Annotated in this window: 11 protein-coding genes; 6 read left to right on the forward strand and 5 right to left on the reverse strand. The window is 72.4% G+C overall.

The genetic code is table 11. The features are described 5' to 3' along the window. Positions 1 to 195 precede the first annotated feature (195 nt). Complete coding sequence (locus ACZ51D_RS28890; protein ID WP_465663862.1) at positions 196 to 2,388, reverse strand: MMPL family transporter; 2,193 nt, start codon at positions 2,386 to 2,388, stop codon at positions 196 to 198. 592 nt (positions 2,389 to 2,980) lie between these two features. On the opposite strand from ACZ51D_RS28890, the gene ACZ51D_RS28895 reads away from it, so the two are divergent. The 5 genes from ACZ51D_RS28895 (at position 2,981) to ACZ51D_RS28915 (ending at position 10,008) form a co-directional block, all read left to right on the forward strand. Beyond that, positions 2,981 to 5,239 carry an MMPL family transporter gene (locus ACZ51D_RS28895; RefSeq protein ID WP_465663888.1) on the forward strand — a complete coding sequence of 753 codons (2,259 nt, stop codon included), beginning with the start codon at positions 2,981 to 2,983 and terminating at the stop codon, positions 5,237 to 5,239. Between the two features lie 120 nt (positions 5,240 to 5,359). Further along, positions 5,360 to 6,253 (forward strand): phosphotransferase enzyme family protein, encoded by an 894-nt coding sequence (locus ACZ51D_RS28900; RefSeq protein ID WP_465663863.1) that lies wholly within the window; start codon positions 5,360 to 5,362, stop codon positions 6,251 to 6,253. Positions 6,254 to 6,457: 204 nt separating this feature from the next. Continuing rightward, entirely contained in the window at positions 6,458 to 7,522 is a 1,065-nt protein-coding gene (locus ACZ51D_RS28905; protein WP_465663864.1) for a polysaccharide deacetylase family protein, read from the forward strand. Between the two features lie 26 nt (positions 7,523 to 7,548). Continuing rightward, positions 7,549 to 8,514, forward strand: a complete 966-nt coding sequence (locus ACZ51D_RS28910; RefSeq protein ID WP_465663865.1) for a hypothetical protein — start codon at positions 7,549 to 7,551, stop codon at positions 8,512 to 8,514. A 198-nt stretch (positions 8,515 to 8,712) separates the two neighbouring features. Further along, on the forward strand, positions 8,713 to 10,008 hold the full coding sequence (locus tag ACZ51D_RS28915) for a S1 RNA-binding domain-containing protein (RefSeq protein ID WP_465663866.1): 1,296 nt from the start codon (positions 8,713 to 8,715) through the stop codon (positions 10,006 to 10,008). On the opposite strand, the gene ACZ51D_RS28920 is transcribed toward ACZ51D_RS28915, so the two are convergent. The 4 genes from ACZ51D_RS28920 to ACZ51D_RS28935 all read right to left on the reverse strand — a co-directional run bounded on the left by ACZ51D_RS28920 (position 9,989) and on the right by ACZ51D_RS28935 (position 13,468). Next, positions 9,989 to 10,702 (reverse strand): exonuclease domain-containing protein, encoded by a 714-nt coding sequence (locus ACZ51D_RS28920; RefSeq protein WP_465618781.1) that lies wholly within the window; start codon positions 10,700 to 10,702, stop codon positions 9,989 to 9,991. The genes ACZ51D_RS28915 and ACZ51D_RS28920 overlap by 20 nt on opposite strands. Next, the gene (locus ACZ51D_RS28925) at positions 10,702 to 10,875 is read right to left on the reverse strand and encodes a hypothetical protein (RefSeq protein WP_396287925.1); all 174 of its coding nucleotides are present in this window, start codon (positions 10,873 to 10,875) and stop codon (positions 10,702 to 10,704) included. The genes ACZ51D_RS28920 and ACZ51D_RS28925 overlap by 1 nt, the downstream gene beginning before the upstream one ends. A gap of 311 nt (positions 10,876 to 11,186) precedes the next feature. After that, positions 11,187 to 12,119, reverse strand: a complete 933-nt coding sequence (locus tag ACZ51D_RS28930; protein WP_465618480.1) for a GNAT family N-acetyltransferase — start codon at positions 12,117 to 12,119, stop codon at positions 11,187 to 11,189. 74 nt (positions 12,120 to 12,193) lie between these two features. Next, positions 12,194 to 13,468: an SAV2148 family HEPN domain-containing protein gene (locus tag ACZ51D_RS28935; protein ID WP_465618478.1), complete on the reverse strand. Its 1,275-nt coding sequence runs from the start codon at positions 13,466 to 13,468 to the stop codon at positions 12,194 to 12,196. 418 nt (positions 13,469 to 13,886) lie between these two features. Between ACZ51D_RS28935 and glgX the strand changes: the two genes are divergently transcribed. Next, positions 13,887 to 16,127 carry a glycogen debranching protein GlgX gene (gene glgX / locus ACZ51D_RS28940; protein WP_465663867.1) on the forward strand — a complete coding sequence of 747 codons (2,241 nt, stop codon included), beginning with the start codon at positions 13,887 to 13,889 and terminating at the stop codon, positions 16,125 to 16,127. The last annotated feature ends 2 nt before the right edge of the window (positions 16,128 to 16,129 follow it).

The following is a 16,129-nucleotide window of genomic DNA, read 5'->3' on the forward strand; positions in this document are numbered from 1 at the left end:
CAACCCTCCACGTAACGCTTTGGCGCCCGCCCCCCCCCCCCCGGGCGGGGGGTTTTGCCCACCAGGGGCCCCGCTCGGCCCCCCCCGCCCCCGGGGCGGGGGGCCCCCCCCCGCGGGGGGCCCCCGCCGGTGGATCGGCCCGGGGCCGGTCCCGGGGAGGAACCGGTCCCAGGCCGATCCTGGGTCAGCCCGAGGTCAGTGCCGGCCGGCCGGCTCCGGCACGCCGTGCGTGCCCGCCAGCGGGGCCGGACCGTCGCCGTGACCGTGGTCGGGGCTGTCGGCGTGGCCGGGCCACCAGGCGCGGTGGCCGAGCAGCGCGGTGAGCGCCGGAGTGAAGAACATCGCCATCACGAAGGCCGCCAGCACGATGCCGAAGGCCAGCGAGAAGCCGAGCTCCATGAAGAGCACGTTGCCCGCGAGCATGAAGGTCGCGAACGACGCCGCCAGGATGAAGCCGGCCGCCGCGACGGTCGGGCCGCCGTGCTTGACGGCTTCGCGGGCCGCGTCGCGCGGGTTGCGGCCCTCGCGGGCCTCCTCGCGGAGGCGGGCGATGATCAGGATGTTGTAGTCGGTGCCGATCGCCACCACGAAGAGGTAGATGAAGATCGGCAGCATGAACATCAGGCCCTGCTCGCCCTTGATGTTCTGGAACACCAGGGTGGTGGCACCGAGGGTGCCGCCGAAGCCGAGGCCGACCGAGGCCATCAGGTACCACGGCGCAACCACGCTGCGCAGCTGCAGGCCCAGGATGATCATGATGAGCAAGGCCGCGATCGGGAAGACCAGCGTGTAGTCGTGCACCATCGCGGTGTTGATGTCCTTGTACACCGAGGTGATGCCGCCGACCAGGGCCTTGCTGTCCGCCGGGGCCGAGGCGTGGGCGGTGTCGCGGACCTTCTCGATGGCGTCGATGGCCTTGTTGGAGGCCGGGGCGTCGTTGAGCATCACCGTGAAGTCGGCGGTGCCGCCGTCGGCGCTGATCCCCTTCTGGGCGACCGGCGTGGTGACCGAGGCCACCCCGGAGACGCCCTGGAGCTTGCCGGCGAAGTCCGTGATCGCCGAGTCGCTGAGCTTGGCGCCGTTGGTGCTGGTCAGGTAGACGTGGCTCGGGTCGGCGGCGCCGGCCGAGAACGCGGTCATCAGCTTGTCCTGGACGACCATCGACTCCTTGCCCTTGGGCATGGAGCTGCCCGCCAGGTCGTAGGTGCCGTTGTAGTTGATGCCGGTCAGGGTCAGCAGCACCAGGACGCCGCCGGAGACCAGGGCGACCAGGCCGGGCTTCTTGCCGGTCATCCGGCCGAGCGCGGCGAAGCGGGCGTTCTTCGGCTCCTGCATCCACTTCTTGCCGGGCCAGAACACGGCCTTGGACGGGAGGACGGCGAGCACGGCGGGGGCCAGGGTCAGCGAGACCAGGGCGGTCGCGATGACCGCGATGGCCAGTGCCGGGCCGAGCGCGGTGAACATGCCCAGGCTGGACAGGATCAGCACGGCGAAGGCGACGGCGACGGCACCGGCGGCGGAGGCGATCGCCTCGCCGACCCGGCCGACGGCGTTGGCCACGGCCGTCTTGCGGTCCTCGCCCAGGCGCAGCCGCTCGCGGTAGCGGAAGGCCAGGAAGAGGAAGTAGTCCGTGCCGACGCCGAGGACCACGATGATCAGGATCGCGGAGGTCATCGGGGAGGACTTGAGGTCGAACATCTTGATCGCGTCGGCGATCAGGCCGTTGGCCACCGGCATCGCGATGACCAGCGAGAGGAGGACCGGCAGGAGGCCGGCCAGGATGCTGCGGAAGATGATGCCGACGATCAGGATGACGAGCAGCAGGCTGCCGAGCATCACGATGGCGTCGGTGGAACCGGAGGCGTCCTTCTGGTCCAGGCTGCTGGCGGCCTGGCCGCCGACCTGGAACTTCAGTCCGGAGCCGTCGGCGAGCTTGGCGCCCTCCTCACGCAGCTTCTTGGCCGCGTCGGGGAACTCGTCGGTCTGCATCTTGGTCTTGTCGATGGCGACCATGGACAGCGCGTACTTGCCGTCCTTGGACTTCGAGGTCTTGGGGTCGACCGGGATGATCTTCTCGACGGCGGGGATGTTCGCCGCGGTCAGACCGTTGACGACCTTGTCCATCGAGGCCTGGTCGGCGTCGTTCAGCGCCTGGCCGTCGTTGCGCTCGAAGAGCAGCAGCGCGGCGGGGGTGAAGCTGGACGGGAAGGCCTGCTCCTGGAGCTGCGCCGCCTGGATCGACTCGTAGTGCTTGGGCAGGAACGCGGACTCGTCCGTCTGGGAGGTGACCTTCGGGGCCGACGCGACGATGGCGAGCATCGCGACGACCCAGGCGAGGATCACCCACCACGCACGGCGAACGACGAAGTGTCCTAGTCGGTGGAACATGCTCGTGATGCCTCCTGGGCATGGTTCACCGCCGGCCCTTGGGGGACGGGACGCTGGGCGACGGCAGGACCGGCCCAGGCATGCACGGGAGGCACACCCTTGCCGGTCGGCAGGTAAGTAGGTTTGGGGCATCATCTTACGAGCACTTGCTTGCCGCCCGGCAAGGAGCCCCCGTATTCCAACCCCCGTTGCGGGACCGCCCCGAACGGCCCCGACCCAGTTTCTCCCGAACGCAAGCCCGTTGACCTCGTGCTCCGGGTGGAGTCGCCTCCCCCTCAGGGTGGAGTTGTGCCCCCTACCCCTGAGGAGGAGTTCTCGGGGTCGGGAGGTAGGGAAAACCCCACCCCGGCCCCGAGGCAAGCCCCAGGGAAGGGTCACCCGCCAGCCGGATTACCGGCCAACCCCCGCTTCCCTACTGTCTGTTGGGACGCCGGATCCGCACCCGGCAGACAGCCGGCGGGCAACCGGCGCGGCACCGGCGACCACCGCCGCCACCGCTCCCGTCCGGCGACGACCGCTCTCCCAGGGGGGACCTCCCGTGAAGCCCGTACAGACCGGACCCGTGCAGGCCCGACTAGGCCTGGCCGCCGCCATGGGCGTCTGGAGCGCCCGGCACCGCAAGACCGCCGTCTTCGGCTGGCTGCTCTTCGTCGTGCTGGCCGCCGTGCTCGGCGGCATGCACGGCAGCACCAAGGTGACCGACGCCGAGTCGATGCCCGGGCAGGTCGCCCGGGCCGCGAGGATCCTCGACGAGGCCGGACTGACCAGCCCGGCGAGCGAGACCGTCCTGGTCCAGAGCGCCACCCGCAGCGCCGACGACCCCGACTTCCGCACGGCCGTCGGCCAGGTGGTCACCGCCGTCGACGGCACCGGCAAGGCCGCCGGGATCCGCTCGCCGTACGACACCAAGGCCGTCTCCCAGGACGGCCACTCCGCGCTCGTCCTGGTCACGCTCAAGGGCGACCGGGACACGGCCGTCGCCGAGGTGCAGTCCGTGATGGACGCGGTGGCCGGCGTGCAGAAGCAGAACCCCGGCCTGACCGTGGTCGAGCTCGGCGACGCCAGCTCCGGTAAGTGGATCCAGGACCAGTTCACGAACGACTTCGCCCGCGCCGAGTGGACCGCCGTGCCGCTCGCCCTCGGCATCCTGCTGATCGCCTTCGGCGCGCTGGTCGCCGCCGTGCTGCCGGTGGTGCTCGCCCTGACCGCCTTCGTCGCGGCCGCCGGACTGGTCGCGCTCGGCAGCGGCCTGCTGCACACCAGCGACGACGCCAGCTCGGTGATGCTGCTGGTCGGCCTCGCCGTCGGCGTCGACTACTGCCTCTTCTACCTGCGCCGCGAACGCGAGGAACGGGCCGCCGGACGCGACGCGCACACCGCGCTGACCGTGGCCGCCGCCACCAGCGGCCGGGCGGTGCTGGTCTCCGGCGTCACCGTGGTGGTCGCCATGGCCGGCATGTTCCTCACCGGGATCGGCGACTTCCGGGCGATGGCCTTCGCCACCATCCTCGTCGTGGTCACCGCCGTGCTCGGCTCGCTCACCGTGCTGCCCGCGCTGCTGTCGATGCTCGGCGACCGGGTCGACAGGGGCCGGGTGCCCTGCCTCTCCCGGCTCCGCCGCCCGAACGCCGCCGGGAGCCCCGCCGGGAGCCCCGCGACCGGCGGACGGTTCTGGAACGCGGTGCTCACCCCGGTGCTCAACCGCCCGCTGGCCTCCACCCTGCTCGCCGGTGCCTTCCTGCTCGCCCTGGCCGCGCCGCTGCTCACCATGCACACCGCCAACCTGACCTTCCAGCAGCAACTGCCCCGCGGCAACGAGCTGGTCGCCGCCTCACAGAAGATCGAGGCCGCCTTCCCCGGCAGCCCGGCCCCCGCCACCGTCGTCATCAAGGCAACGGACATCGGCTCCCCCGCGATGACCGCCGCGATCGCCGACCTCAAGGCCAAGGCGCTGGCCAGCGGACGGATGCACGGCCCGATCGAGGTCGCCGTGCACGCCGACCGGAACGTCGCCACCGTCGACATCCCGCTCGACGGCACCGGCAACGACGCCACCAGCAACGACGCGCTGAAGACCCTGCGCGAGGACCTGGTGCCCTCGACCGTCCTCAAGGTGCCGGGCACCGAGGCCCCGGTCACCGGAAGCACCGCCGGCTCGTACGACTTCAACGCCACGATGACCGGCTCGATGCCACTGGTCTTCGGCTTCGTGGTCGCCTTCGCCTTCCTGCTGATGCTCACCTCCTTCCGCTCGCTCGCCGTGGCCGGCACCGCCGTGGTGCTCAACCTGCTCTCGGTGGGCGCCGCGTACGGGGTGCTGACACTGGTCTTCCAGCACGGCGTGGGCGCCTCGCTGCTGGGCACCGCCGGCGTCGGCGCGGTGGAGTCCTGGGTGCCGCTGTTCCTCTTCGTCATCCTCTTCGGGCTCTCGATGGACTACCACGTCTTCGTGGTCTCCCGGATCAAGGAGGGCCACGACCGCGGCCTGCCGACCCGGGCCGCGATCGCCCACGGCATCCGCTCCACGGCCGGGGTGGTCACCAGCGCCGCGGTGATCATGGTGGCGGTGTTCGCGGTCTTCGGCACCCTGTCCATGCAGGCGATGAAGCAGATGGGCGTGGGCCTGGCGGTCGCGGTGCTGATCGACGCGACGGTGATCCGCGCGGTGCTGCTCCCCTCCGTGATGAGCCTGCTCGGCGACCGCAACTGGTACCTGCCGCGCTGGCTGAACTGGCTGCCGGACCTCTCGCACCGCGAGTCCGTCCCACCGCTCGGCACCGCGACCGCCCTGCACGGGCAGCCCGCCGCCCCCGCCGAGGGCACCGCCCGGCACCGGCGGGTCGAGGTCTGAGCCGCCACCGGTGACGCGCACCACGCCGGGCCCCGCCACACGCGGGGCCCGGCGCCCGTGCGTCATGATGATCACCGTCCGGGGTCCCCCGGGTGAACCCCACCGGAACGGAGCCCCCTCATGATCCCCTTCGACGAGGGCCGCGCCCGGCTGCTGCTCGCCCACGCCTGCGAATCCGCCGACCTGCCCGGCTCCGGCGACGCCCGGCTGCTCGCACTCGGCGAGAACGCCGTCTTCGACCTCGGCGACCCGGCCGTGGTCGCCAAGGTCGGCCGCGGCCCCGAGCTGTACGACCGGGCGCACCGCGAACTGACCGTCGCACACTGGCTGGCCGGACAGGGCGTCCCGGTGGTGCGCCCGTTCGACGCGGTCGCACCCGAACCGCAGCTCGCCGACGGGCACCCGGTCACCTTCTGGCACCGGCTCGCGCCCGCCGTCCGCCCCGCCCGCCCGGTCGACCTCGCCCCGCTGCTGCGCACCCTGCACCGGCTGCCGGTGCCGCCCGTCCCGCTCGGCCGACGCGACCTGCTCGCCCCGGTGGAGCGCTGGCTGGCCTCCGCCGAGGGCCACGTCGCCCCGGCGGACGTCGCCTTCCTGCGCCACCGCAGGGACGCCTTCGAAGCCGCCCTGCCCGACCTCGCCCCGCGGCTGCACCCCGGGGTGATCCACGGCGACGCGCTGCCGCGCAACGTCCACGTCGGCCCGGACGGGCCGGTCCTGCTCGACCTCGAGTTCGTCGCCAACGACCTGCGGGAGCACGACCTGGTGGTCCTCGCACTCGCCCACGACCGCTACAGCGTGCCCGCCGAGGAGTACCGCGCGTTCACCGAGGCGTACGGCTGGGACGTGCGCGACTGGCCCGGCTTCACCGTGCTGCGCGGCGCCCGGGAGACCGCCAGCGCCTCCTGGGTGGCGCAGCAGGCGGCGAGCAACCCGGCCGCGCTCGCGGAGTTCCGGCGGCGCGTCGACTCGCTGCGGAGCGGGGCCACCGAGGTGCGCTGGTACCCGTTCTGACGGCGGCCCGACGGGCCTCGACCGGCTGAGGTGAGGAGCCCGGTACCCCGATCGGCGGGCGGACGCCAACCGGTACGGGTGTGAGAAGGCTCTTAGAGCGCCGCGGTCCGGCGTGCAACCGGGCCACGTACGCTCGGCGTCCTATCGGACAGTCATCCTGACCCGAGAGATCGGCACCGCACTCGCACCTCAGGAGCCGCCGCCATGCACCGGAACGCCCACCGGACCACCCTCCGCCCCTCCGCCCCGACCCACCCGTCCCGCTCCCGGCGCCGGCTGATCGCGGGCTGCGTCGCGGTGGCCGCCGTCCTGGGACTGACCGCGTGCGGAACCGCCAGCGGGGCGCTGCAGCCACCGGGCGCCACGGCCCAGACCGGCACACAGCCGCCGATGGCCGCCCAGCCGAACGGGACGGCGGCGACCACCATCGCACCGACGCCCGGCTCCGACGGAATGCCGCCGGTCGCCGGCTCCTCCGGGTCCACCGGGTCCACCGGCTCCTCCGCGCCGTCCGCTCCGGCCGCGTCGTCCGCTCCGGCGAAGCCGCGCACGCCCAAGCCGGCGGACCCCTCCTCCCCCGCAGCACCGGCCACACCCGCAGCACCGGCCACACCCGCCGCGGCCTCCTCGCCCGCCGCGCCGCCGACCACCCCGCCCGAGCACCCCGGGGCGGGCACCGTGATCGGCTCCACCGCCTCCGGCGGCCGCACCGTCGCGCTCACCTTCGACGACGGCCCCGGCCCCGCGACCGGCCAGATCCTCGACCTGCTCGCCCAGTACCACGCCAAGGCCACCTTCTGCGAGATCGGCCAGAACGCCGCCGCCAACCCGGCCACGGTCAAGCGCGTCCTGACCGCCGGGCACCGGCTCTGCGACCACAGCATCCACCACCCGCAGCCCTTCGCCAAGCTCCCGCACGACAAAGCCGTGTACGAGATCACCGCGGCCCGGGACATGATCGTCCAGGCCGGCGGCCCGGGCACCCAGGTCGACTGGTTCCGCGCCCCGGGCGGCGGCTTCAACGCCGACAACGAGCAGATCACCGCGAGCCTGGGAATGGGCTCGCTCGGCTGGACCGTCGACCCGCGCGACTGGTCCCGCCCCGGCGTGCCCGCCATCGTCTCCACCGTGCAGAAGCAGCTCAAGCCCGGCGGCGTGATCCTCATGCACGACGGCGGCGGCGATCGCAGCCAGACGGTGGCCGCACTCAAGCAGCTGCTGCCCTGGCTGGTCGCCCAGGGGTACACCTTCGACTTCCCTGCGGCCTGACGGACCGTACCCCTAGGGTGTGCGGCGTGACCGACACCCGCCCGACCCCCGCCGAACTCGTCGCCGCCGTACCGGGACTGGCCCCGTACCTGCGGCCCGCCACCCTGCTCCACCCGTACGCCGCGACGCCCGACCCGCAGGCGAGCCGGATCGGCGGCCCCGCGCTCTGGCCGGCCGACGAACCCTGGCCGCACTGCACCGCCGGGCACCTGGAGGACGAGTACCAGGACGTCTCCGCCGCCGACCGCGCGATCTGGGAGGACATCGACCGCGCGGTGCGCGAGCGCACCCGGGCCGGCGGCCCCGCGCACGTCTTCACCTCGGCCGAAGCCGCCGAGCAGCGCCGGATCATGGGCGACGGCCGCTCCCTCGACCTGGTCAACTGGCGCACCCACCGCATGGTCCCCGAGCGGCCGGCCGCCGGAACGGCCATGGTGCCGCTCGTCCACCTCCGGGCCGAGGACGCCCCGCACCTGCCCTGGCCGGACGGCACCGACCGGCTCCAGGTGATCTGGTGCCCCAACGACCACGACGACCTCCCGAACACGCGCTACTACTACGGCCCGAACGTCGAACTCCACTGGCAGCGCGCCGCCGACCTCGCCCCGGCCATACCCCCGGCACCCCGGCGCAGCGACAAGACGTACCTACCGACCCCGTGCGCGCTGCGCCCCGAGCAGGTCCGGGACCTGCCCGACCAGGACGAGCTGCCCAGCGAACTCCACGACGCCGCCGAGGAGTTCGCGCAGCGGCACGGCATCGAGTACCACCGCTTCCTGTCCTGCGCGGAGGGCTGGAAGGTCGGCGGCTGGCCGTCCTGGCACTCCACCGACCTGGTCCCGATCGACTGCGGCTGCGGCGCGCGGATGGTCCACCTGCTCACCGTGGACAGCGGCTTGGCCCCGGACGTGTCCGTCGGACGGTTCGGAGAACTGCACGTCTTCATCTGCCCGACGGACCTCACGCACCCGGTGGGCCTGGACCTGCAGTAGGGCCGTCAGGCCGGGCCGGGTCCGGGGGCGGCTCCCGGCAGCGGCGACTGCGGCGGCGATGCGGCTCGGTATCCCGCTTGCAGAAGGTGATCGCGATGACCATCCTCGAGGCAGCGATGCGCCGGCCCATCCCGCCCTACGCTCCCGATCACGAGATCGGCCGCTGAGCCAGCATCGTCAACGACCACGGGGAGCCACGTGCCGCCTTTCGTCCACCAGATCACCAAGTACGACCCTGCCGACCGCGACGAGCACGGCAGCTACACCGGCACCGAGGACTCGACCAGCGACCACGGACCGGTCGAGGCCGCCTATCTGCAAGCGATTGCCGCCTTCGCCGAGGACACCGGCATCGACCGACTGGCCATTCGTGAGCCGGAGATCTCCGGCCTTGCCCACTTCGGCCTGGAGCCGGCGGTCGACGGCCATGGTCTCGCCGGGCTCTTCCCGCCCGACCTCAGCGGGTTCCACGACGGTGCCGCGGTGCCCGTCTCCCTCGGCCTGGAGCTGGTCAGGGCCATGCTCCGCGACAACGGCGCCTGGTGCCGTCTGGAGGTGGAGGACAGGTTCGTCGTGCACGTCGGTTGGGACCAGTACGTCTACGTCAGCAGCGACACGTCCTGCGAGCGCGCCGTTGCCCGCACCCGGGCTCTCGGTCTCTTCCCGGAGCGGCTGGAGGCCTCGCCCTATGACGCGGACGTCGACGAGCCCGGCGTGCAACGTCCCGCCGACGAGGACTTCTGGGCCCGTCTCGGCTGGTCCGTCGCCATGCGGCAGGCAGCGGTACTGGAGGAGGGGTACCTCCACAATGCCTCCCGCTGGCACCGCCTCACCGAGGGCACCCTCGATGCGGTACGCGCCCGGCTCACCCCTCGTGCCCGGTTGACCGTCTGGCCGGACCTGTCCACCGATGTCGACGCGGTCCTTGCCGCGCTTCCCGACCGGGGTTCGGTGGAGTTCGTCTGGGAGGACGAGAACGGAGCCATCTCCGGCACGATGGCCGACGAGTCCGAGTACCGGGAACTGGCCGCCCGGGTGGCAGGCGCCCGTGCCGCGATGGCCCTGCCCTTGGCCCTCGACGAACGCCACCCGCTGTTCACCGCGGTCCTGCCCGACAGCGACGGCGTCCTGCGCGCCCGGTGGAGGACCGAGCCGACCCGGAGCGATCGGGACTGGGCCTTTCTGAGGACTCTCCGCCGCGGGCAGATCGTCACCGGCACGGTCATCAAGATCGCCGACTTCGGGGTGACCTTCGTGGACATCGGCGGCTTCACCGCGATGATCAACATTCCCGAGCTGTCCTGGCACCGTTTCGATCACCCCTCCGAGGTCGTCGCCGTCGGCCAGGAGATCTCGGCCCAGATCCTCGACGTCGACCTGGTGCGCGAGCGCGTGCCACTGTCCCTGAAGGCCTTGCAGGAGGACCCGATGTCGCCGTTCGCACGGCAGGTCGGCCGGACGGTGACCGGCGCGGTCACCGACTCCGGGGAATGAGCGGCCAGGCCGGCTCGACGACTGCCGTCGGATCCGCGGTACGCCGCAGATAGGCCTGGAGGGAGACCGACTGCTCAGCCGCCGCACGCACCTGAAGGTCATGCAGATCCGCCAGCGGCATCAGGCCCACGGGCTGGTGCTTCTCACCCATGCGCCGCACCACGCGGGCGGCGGCCACGGCATCGGCCCTCGCGTTGTGCGCGTCATCGAGCGACACCCCGTAGTGCGCACACAACGCGTGGAGGGCCCGCTTGCCCTTCCGGTACTTGTCGATGTGCTTGTCGATCACCAGCGGATCGATGACGGGCGAAGGCACACCACCCAGCCGCGCACTGATCGACTCGACCCCGTGCCGCCGACACTCGCGGTCCAGCAGTGACAGGTCGTAGCGTGCGTTCATCACCACCAGAGGCGTCCCCGTGCGCAGCCCCTCGACGACGACCTGCACGATCTCCTCGATGGCCGAAGCAGCCGGCACCCCGTGCTCGCGGGCGTGTTCCGTCGAGATGCCATGGATCGCCGATGCCTGCTCGGGTATGGCTACCCCGGGATTCAGCAGCCAGGTCCGCTCGGCCGAGACGGCCCCGGCCGAATCCAGGCGCACGACCGCCGCCGTCACGATGCGGTCGGTCTCGACGTCGGTGCCCGTGGTCTCCAGGTCGAAGGCCACCAACGGCCCACTGATCCAGCTCATCACGCGGCCCTCGTTCCGGCGTGGGCTGCCGGCCGGCGCCGTGCCTCGCCATGAGACACCCGAGCGGCCCCGACCGTGTCCACGAGCGCGGCCGTGACGATGCGCTCCACGGCCGGGTCGGTGCCCGTGGTCTCCAGGTCGAAGCCGACCAGTGGCTGCTGCCACCAGCTCATCAGGTGTGTCCTTCCGTCCTACCGCTCGAAACAGCCCCTATCATCACCCGCCCCACCGACAACCCGACCCACGGGCCGCCCGCTCCCCCTGCCCGGCGGGCCCGGGCTGCTCCTCGGGCCCGAACGCAGGAGCCACCCATGAGCACTGCCCCGAACCTGCCCGGGTGCCCCCTCACCGGCCGGACGAGTCCCACCCGCTGCGGACGATCGGAGACGCGCCAGCGAGGGCGCCGGGCCGTGGGCATCTCGGATGACTACCGGCCGCCAGCCGTCCGGCCTACGGAGGCCTGAGGCCGGTCGCCGACGAATCGTTACTGCCTCAGGCGGCGGGCCTCGGCGAGGACGTCGGCGTCCAGGTCCTCCCGAGTGCGCGTGCCGTAGTCGAGCATGTCGTACTCGTCGTCGAGGCACGAGAGCGGGTCGGACTCGTCGAGCTGGTGCCCCCAGCGCTGGTGCACGACGCGGGTCAGCTCCCGGGGCGTCAGCTCCCCGTCCAGGCAGCGCGCGGCGAGCGCCCGCAGCGCGGCCTCGTCGGCGGAGCGGCTCCCGTTGGGGTGGAAGTCCAGGCCCTGTTCGGCCAGCGCCGGGGGCAACAGCGCGTCCAGGTCGGTGACGGCGTCGGCGTACTCGCAGGCGGCCAGTTCGCGCAGGGCCGGGCCGTCGAGTCCGACGACCAGGGCCTCGCAGGCCGCGTCGATCACGGTGCGGCCGGTGGCGGCACCGGTGCTCCAGAGGGCTGCCCAGTTCTGGAGCCGGGTGCGCGCCTGCTCCGGGGTGGTCGCGGGGGTGGGTTCGGGGGCCGGGCGGTGCATGTGGACGTCGATCGGGTCCTCGTGGACGACGGTGAAGCCGTGCCGCTCGTACAGCCGCTGGGCGGCGCTGCCTCGCAGGACGACGAGGCGCACCGGCTCTCCGGCGGCGTCGGCCTCGGCGAGGAGCCGGCGCAGCACGGCGGTGCCGAGGCCGCGGCCCTGGAGGTGCGGGGCCAGGTAGAACAGTTCCAGGTGGCGCCCGCCCTGCTCGTCGGGGCGGACGGTGACGGAGCCGGCGAAGGCGCCCTCGACCAGCAGCACGGACGTCCACCTGGTGGAGAAGGAGTCCGCCACCCGCCGGCGGGAGCGGTCCGGGTCCCAGCGGCCGAGGCGTTCCAGGTCGGCGCGCATGACCTGGTCCTTGAGGTCGGTGATGCGTTCGAGGTCGTCGAACGCGGCGGGTTCCAGGGTCCACGCGGGAAGGCTGTTCACGGCCCGCAGTCTGGCAGCCACCGCACTCCGTGGACCAGCGGTTATCTCACGGCGTGGGCCTTGCGGCGTGGGCCTCACGACACGGGCCGGGAGTCCGCCCAGACCCCTTCGAACTCCTCGCGGTAGACCTCCAGCAGTCCCGGCTCGGTGCCGCCGGGCTGCTGGCCGGCGCCGCCGCGCAGTACCAGCGCCGGGGACTCCATGCCGCGGGCGCGGCGCAGGTAGGGCTGGATGACGCCGAGGTCGCGGCCCTGTCGGCGGCCGCCGGCCTGGCCGGTGGTCCGGGGGCCCTCGACCAGGTAGGCGGTGAAGCGCGGGGTCTCGTCGAAGACCCGGATCTCGAAGCCGCCCTGGTCGCGCAGCCGGGCCCGGACCCGCCGTACGTGCATGATGTTCATCTCGATCGAGCGGGACAACTCGTTGCGCCCGAGGCCGAGTTCGCGTTCACGGCGGCGTACCGCGCTGCTCGCCGGGTTGAGGAAGAGCAGCCGGACCCGGCAGCCCTCCCCGGCCAGCCGCACCAGGCGCTTGCCGGTGTAGTTCTGACAGAGCATGCCGAGGCCGATGCCGAGCGCGTCGAGTCGTCGGGCACCGTCCAGGAGGTCCTCCACCGGAAGGTCGCGCTGCAGCCGGACGCGGTCGGCGTGCACCGCGACCACGTCCGCGTACCGGCCGGCCACCAGGGACTCCACGACGTCGGCGGGCACCCCGCCCGCGCCGCCGTCCAGGACGGCCAGCAGCCGGGCGGCGGCCCGCTCGGTCTGGGCCAGGACGGTCTGGGTGAGCACCCGGTTGCGGGAGACCACGTGCCGGGCCACTTCCAGCTCGTCCAGGGCGAGTTCGATCTCGCGGCGGTCGGCGAGGTACGGCTCGAAGCAGGGCCAGTGCTGGACCATCAGCTCGCGCAGCTGGGGCAGGGTGAGGAAGACCAGCGGGTCGTCGTCGGCCGGGTCGAGCAGGTAGCCCTTGCGGCGGCTGACCTCGCGCACGGCCCCGGCCCGGTGTGCCCATTCCTCGCCGGCCGGTCCGGCGGCGGCGGTGACCCAGTCCTCGCCGTGGGCGGGGGCGTAGATGGGGTGCAGGACTTCGTCCACCAGGGAGCGCAGCCGCTGTTCGACCAGGTTGAGCCAGACGTAGGCGCGGCCGGACAGCCGCACCCGCTGGTAGGCGTCCTCCCATTCGGCGGCGGACCAGGCCAGTGCGGGTATCTCGACGGGGCCGCTCTGGGCGGGGACCAGCGCGCGGCCGGTCAGGGTGGGGCGCATGACCACCGTGGGCGCCTCGCTGCGGGCCCCGACCCGGTGGGGGCCGTCGGGCCCGGGGCCACGGCCGCCGGCGGGGAACACCATGCGCCACCTCATCTGGTTGCTGCTCGTTCTGCCCCGGGTCCGTCGACTGTCCGCTGACTGTCCGTCGGCAGTGCGCCGGGTCGGCCGGGGCGGCCGGACGATCAAGGGTACTGCCCGCCGCGAGCCGACCGCAGCCGGATGCTCGAGGGCTCCGCCCGCACCACTGGTCCGCACCACCCGCACCACTCTTCACAGGAATGCCCGCCGGACACTCGTTCGGACCAACCCGGGCCGGTTCTCCCGGCCCCCGGGGAAGGGCTCGGGAAGTATGCGGGCTGTGCCGTGCGTCACGGCGCACGAGCACCGCACATGCCCGGCCGCCCGGCCGGGCAGGAGAGCGTCCGAGTCCGGGCAGTCCGTCGGACTTATTGTCGGACCACATGTCAGTTTCCATAGGCAGCAAGGAAGTTGAGGAGTCATGCAGGTCTGGCCTGGTACGCCCTACCCGCTCGGCGCCACCTACGACGGGGCCGGCACCAACTTCGCCGTGTTCTCCGAGAGCGCCGACCGCATCGAGCTGTGCCTGCTCGACGAGGACGGCTCCGAGACCGCCGTCGAACTGCGCGAGACGGACGCCTTCGTCCGGCACGCCTACCTCCCGGGCATCCAGCCCGGCCAGCGCTACGGCTTCCGCGTGCACGGCCCGTACAACCCGGGCCTCGGCCAGCGGCACAACAGCGCCAAGCTGCTCCTGGACCCGTACGCCAAGGCGATGAGCGGGAACATCGACTGGGACGAGTCGGTCTACGGCTACCACTTCGGCGCACCCGAGCGCCGCAACGACCTCGACTCCGCCCCGCACACCATGCACTCGGTGGTGATCAACCCGTACTTCGACTGGGGCACCGACCGCCCGCCGCGCACCGACTACCACCGCACCGTCATCTACGAGGCCCACGTCAAGGGCCTCACCCGGCTGCACCCGGGCATCCCCGAGGAGATCCGCGGCACCTACGCGGGCCTGGCCCACCCGGCGGTGATCGAGCACCTGGCCAAGCTCGGCGTCACCGCGATCGAGCTGATGCCGGTGCACCAGTTCGTCCGCGACCACCGGCTGCGCGACCTCGGCCTGGCCAACTACTGGGGCTACAACACCATCGGCTTCTTCGCCCCGCACTCCTCCTACTCCTCCACCGGCGACCGCGGCCAGCAGGTGCAGGAGTTCAAGTCGATGGTCAAGGCCCTGCACGCGGCCGGGATCGAGGTGATCCTGGACGTCGTCTACAACCACACCGCCGAGGGCAACCACCTCGGCCCGACGCTCTCGCTGCGCGGCCTGGACAACGTCTCCTACTACCGCCTCGCCCAGGACCAGCGCTTCTACGAGGACACCACCGGCACCGGCAACAGCCTGCTGATGCGCAGCCCGCACGTGCTCCAGCTGATCATGGACTCGCTGCGCTACTGGGTCACCGAGATGCACGTGGACGGCTTCAGATTCGACCTCGCCGCCACCCTCGCCCGGCAGTTCCACGAGGTCGACCGGCTCTCCTCGTTCTTCGACCTGGTCCAGCAGGACCCGGTGGTCTCCCAGGCCAAGCTCATCGCCGAGCCCTGGGACCTCGGCGAGGGCGGCTACCAGGTCGGCAACTTCCCGCCGCTGTGGACGGAGTGGAACGGCATGTACCGGGACACCGTGCGCGACCTGTGGCGCGGCGAGAACGCCACCCTCGCCGAGTTCGGCTCCCGGCTCACCGGCTCCTCCGACCTCTACCAGGACGACGGCCGCCGCCCGATCGCCTCCATCAACTTCGTCACCTGCCACGACGGCTTCACCCTGCGCGACCTCGTCTCCTACAACGACAAGCGCAACCAGGCCAACGGCGAGGACAACCGCGACGGCGAATCCTTCAACCGCTCCTGGAACTGCGGCGTCGAGGGCCCCACCACCGACCCGGCCGTCGAGGAACTGCGCGCGCGCCAGCAGCGCAACTTCATCGCCACCCTGATGCTCTCCCAGGGCGTGCCGATGCTCTCCCACGGCGACGAACTCGGCCGCACCCAGCTGGGCAACAACAACACCTACTGCCAGGACAACGAGCTCAGCTGGGTGCACTGGCCCGAGGACGACGGGCCGCAGGCACGGCTGCTGGAGTTCACCCAGGGGATGATCTGGCTGCGCCGCGACCACCCGGTGTTCCGGCGGCGGCGGTTCTTCCACGGGCGGCCGGTGTCGGGGCCGTCGTCGGTGTCCGGGCCGTCGGGGGCCGGGCTGTCAGGGGCCGGGCTGTCAGGGGCCGGGCGGCCGGGCTCCGGACAGTCGGGGTCCGGGCGGCCCGGTGCGGGGGCGCCGGCCTCCGGCGGCTTCGACGACCTCACGGACATCGCCTGGTTCACCCCGACCGGCGAGGAGATGACCAAGCGCAACTGGGGCGCCAGCTACGCCAAGTCGCTGACCGTCTTCCTCAACGGCTACGCGATCTCCGAGCCGGACCGGCGCGGTGGGCGCATCGTCGACGACTCCTTCCTGCTGATGTTCAACGCCCACTTCGAGCCGCTGGAGTTCACCGTGCCCGCCGACCACGGGCAGGAGTGGCAGCTCGTGGTCGACACCGCGCAGGCCCGGCTGCCCGCCCCGGGCACGGGGGCGCGCGTCAAGGCGGGCGACACGCTGTGGCTCATCGACCGCTCACTGATGGTGCTGCAGCGGCCGGCGTAGCG

It is taken from the genome of Kitasatospora sp. NPDC033851, from assembly GCF_055576085.1.